The organism is Mycobacterium sp. TH-M25, from assembly GCF_057473665.1.
On sequence record NZ_JBYCLA010000418.1, the window covers coordinates 1 to 3836 of the forward strand.

At 64.2% G+C, this 3836-nt stretch carries 3 protein-coding genes; all 3 read right to left on the bottom strand.

Translation table 11 applies throughout. The features are described 5' to 3' along the window. Positions 1-624 (bottom strand): WYL domain-containing protein (locus tag AC2VOU_RS14145; protein WP_486957952.1); only part of this gene is annotated, 624 nt, incomplete at its 3' end. After that, positions 621-1610, bottom strand: coding sequence for a helix-turn-helix transcriptional regulator (locus AC2VOU_RS14150; protein WP_047316437.1), 990 nt, complete (start codon positions 1608-1610; stop codon positions 621-623). The genes AC2VOU_RS14145 and AC2VOU_RS14150, both read right to left, overlap by 4 nt. A gap of 6 nt (positions 1611-1616) precedes the next feature. Next, positions 1617-3032: a Pup--protein ligase gene (gene pafA / locus AC2VOU_RS14155; RefSeq protein WP_486957953.1), complete on the bottom strand. Its 1416-nt coding sequence runs from the start codon at positions 3030-3032 to the stop codon at positions 1617-1619. Between the last annotated feature and the right edge of the window lie 804 nt (positions 3033-3836).

A 3836-nucleotide genomic window follows, 5' to 3' on the forward strand; every position in this document is an offset into this window, starting at 1 on the left:
CAGCTCGCGGGCCGCCACGATCCGGTCGAAGCGGAACAGCCGAACCCCTTCGGCTTCGCGCGACCAGGCCTCCAGGTAGCTGTGGTCACCCACCAGCAGTACCCGGATGGGGTCGACGATCCGGCTGGTCAGCGTGTCATGCGACGCAGAGTAGTAGTCGATCGCCAATGCCCGTTTGTCCCGCACCGCCGCGCGCACTGCGGCCGCGGCGCGGCTCTCGACGGGCGCCGACCCGGTGGCGTCATGCCCGAGGGCGCCGGCCGCGGCCTCGATCTTGGCGATCGCGCTGCGCGCCGCCTCCGGATCAACCACCCCCGGAATGTCGGCCAGTGCCCGAAGCGCCACCAGCAGGCCGGTGGCCTCCGGTGACGTCAGCTGCAGCGGCCGGTCAATGCCCGCCGAGAAGGTCACCTCGATGGTGTCACCAGAGAACTCGAAATCGATGAGATCACCGGGACCGTAGCCAGGAAGGCCGCACATCCACAGCTGGTTAAGGTCCTGCTCTAGCTGCTTGGCAGACACCCCCAGATCGGCGGCGGCCTCCGCGCGGGTGATCCGCGGGTTGGCCTGGAAGTACGGCACCATGTTGAGCAGCCGCACCAGGCGGGTGGACAGCTGCGTCATGCCCGATCCACCTGAGCGCGCAACCGGGCCAGCACATCGTCGCGCAGGGCCTCCGGCTCAAGCACCACGGCGTCGGCGCCGTGGCCGGCGATGTCACGGGCCAGCCGGTCGCTGGATCCCATGTCGAGTCCGATCACCTGGCCGTCGCGGCCGCCCAGTCGCCGAGCACCGATGGGTCTTCCGGCGTGTCGCAACGCGGTGGCCCGCCCGTCGGCGACCCACACCAGGGCGGTCGCGCCGGTCGGCGCCTCGGCGACAGTGTCGGACACAATCCTGCGCAGGTCGACGCCGTCAGGCACGGCAATAGCGCCGGCCGGCCCGATCGGCGTGACCTCCGGACCGATCCGGGAGAGCCGGAAGGTGCGGGTGGCGTTGCGATCGCGGTCGTAGCCAACGAGATACCAGCGACTGTTCTCGGTGACCACACCCCACGGTTCGACGGTGCGCGTGGTGTAGGGCTCCGCCCGCGACGGCCGGTGCGGAAACTGCACCACCTGCCGAGAACTGATGGCCGACAACAGGATTGACAGAACGTCCTCCGACCCTCGCAGACCCGGCACCCCAGCCGAAGAGGCGATGGCCACCGGTGCATCGAGGGGTTCAACGTCCACCCCGGCGGCCCGCAGCTTGAGCAATGCGCCTTGGGTCGCGGTGATCAGTTCGGGCGATTCCCACAGCTGAGTGGCGACGGCTACTGCGGCCGCTTCGTCCGGGGTCAGCTCGACCGGAGGGAGTGCGTACGCGTCGCGGTTGATGCGGTAACCCTCGGAGGGGTCTAGCGCCGACACCTTGCCCACCTCAAGCGGGATGCCGAGGTCACGCAACTCATTCTTGTCGCGCTCAAACATCCGGGAGAACGCCTCTGCGGTGGGACTGTCGGAGTAACCCGCCACGCTGGATCTGATCTTTTCAGCGGTAATGTAGCCGCGGGTCGACAGCAACGCGATAACCAGGTTGACCAGCCGTTCGACTTTCGAGGTCGCCATGTATAGCTACATGCTCGCGATCAGCCGCTTGACCCGCTCGTCGACCGCGCGGAAAGGGTCTTTGCACAGTACGGTGCGCTGCGCTTGGTCGTTGAGTTTGAGATGTACCCAGTCGACAGTGAAATCACGTCCCGCCGCCTGCGCGGCGCTGATGAACTCACCACGCAACCGGGCGCGGGTGGTTTGCGGCGGGGTGTCGACCGCCTCCGCAATGTCCTCGTCGGTGGTGACGCGCGCCGCCAGGCCCTTGCGCTGCAGCAGATCGAAGACACCGCGCCCGCGCTTGATGTCGTGATAGGCCAAGTCCAGCTGGGCGATCTTCGGATCGGCCAGCTCCATGTTGTAGCGGTCCTGGTAGCGCTGGAACAACTTGCGTTTGATCACCCAGTCGATCTCGGTATCCACCTTGGCGAAATCCTGGCTCTCAACGGCGTCGAGCTGACGGCCCCACAGATCAACGACCTGCTCGATCTGCACGTCGGGCTCTCGGGCCTGCAGATGCTCGACGGCCCGGGTGTAGTACTCCCGCTGGATGTCCAGCGCACTGGCCTGACGCCCGCCGGCCAGCCGCACCGGCCGGCGCCCAGTGGTGTCATGGCTGACCTCGCGGATGGCGCGGATGGGGTTATCCAGAGAAAAATCACGGAAGGCGACGCCTCCTTCGATCATTTCCAGCACCAGCGCGGCGGTGCCCACCTTGAGCATGGTGGTGGTCTCGCACATATTGGAGTCGCCGACGATGACGTGCAGCCGCCGGTACTTCTCGGCGTCGGCGTGCGGCTCGTCACGGGTGTTGATAATCGGTCGGCTACGGGTGGTCGCCGAGGAGACGCCCTCCCAGATGTGCTCGGCACGTTGGGACAGGCAGAAGGTCGCGGCTTTGGGGGTTTGCAGCACCTTGCCGGCCCCGCAGATCAGCTGGCGAGTGACCAGGAACGGCAACAGCACATCCGAGATCCGGGAGAACTCGCCGGCGCGCACAATCAGGTAGTTCTCATGACAGCCGTAGGAGTTGCCCGCCGAGTCGGTGTTGTTCTTGAACAGGTAAATGTCGCCGCCGATGCCCTCGTCGGCGAGCCGCTGCTCGGCGTCAACGAGCAGGTCTTCCAGCACCCATTCGCCGGCCCGGTCATGGGTGACCAGCTGCACCAGGCTGTCGCATTCGGCGGTGGCGTACTCGGGATGACTGCCCACGTCGAGATACAGGCGCGCACCGTTACGCAGGAACACATTGGAGCTGCGGCCCCAGGACACCACTCGGCGGAACAGGTAGCGGGCCACCTCATCCGGGGACAGCCGACGGTGACCGTGAAATGTGCAGGTGACACCGAACTCGGTTTCGATGCCCATGATTCGACTCTGAACGTATTTGAGGGTACTGGTTGTCTGAGCATCACGGTGAGCAAGCCACGCCCTAGGCATCCGGTTGCCGAAATGAGCCCGACTCGGCGACCTCGAGCAGTCGATACGCCTTCTGCACGGGAAGTCCTTCCGCGGCCATCGTCGCTATGGCCGCTTACTGCCTTTTAGGTCGTGCGGCTCCCGCAACAGCTCACGGGCCCTTTCGAGGATCGCCACTTCGGTCTTCAGCTCGCGGATGCCCTTATTGGCAGCGCTGAGCTCGGCGTGTTCGGCACGATTGAGGCCAGGCACTTGCCTGGTATCGATCAGCTTTTGTTGCGCCAGCCGTGGGGCGGCCGGCAGCCACCAAGTCGAGCGCTTTGCGGCGGAACTCTTCGGGGTAACGCTTGGGCACGGACTCGGCTCGTTCGATGGACGTCGTGACCAGAAGTTCAAGCAAACCGACTCCGCTCTAGTGATACGAGCCTTTTTGTAGCCGCGTGATTGGGCCGCCCGTAAGGAATGCGTCATGAGCGACTTCGCATTGGCGAGCAATCATTAATTTGTCAAATCTTTTGACATGCATCAATTGTCCACATTTTGTACACGAGACACCTAACACGCTATGGTGCACATCACGCACTTCCATGTTCCGCATTCGGTGTACGATTCTGTCACGTCACTAAGCGTTCTAGAGGGAGTACTATGACTCATCCAAAAGTAAAGGATGACATAGAAATAGACGCAGTCGTGGTTACGGTGCGGGTAGATGGCTGGTCGTAAGCGGCATTCCGCGGAGGACATTGTGTGCATTTCGCACCTTCGGGTGGGAGAAATCGGGAAGATCTCACCACCGGCCGCCGGTGGGTGCACTTTGCACTCCTA

Coding starts and splice junctions, on each gene's coding strand:
- AC2VOU_RS14150 (WP_047316437.1), bottom strand. CDS start 1,610: ATGGCGACCTCGAAAGTCGAACGGCTGGTCAACCTGGTTATCGCGTTG.
- pafA (WP_486957953.1), bottom strand. CDS start 3,032: ATGCCTAGGGCGTGGCTTGCTCACCGTGATGCTCAGACAACCAGTACC.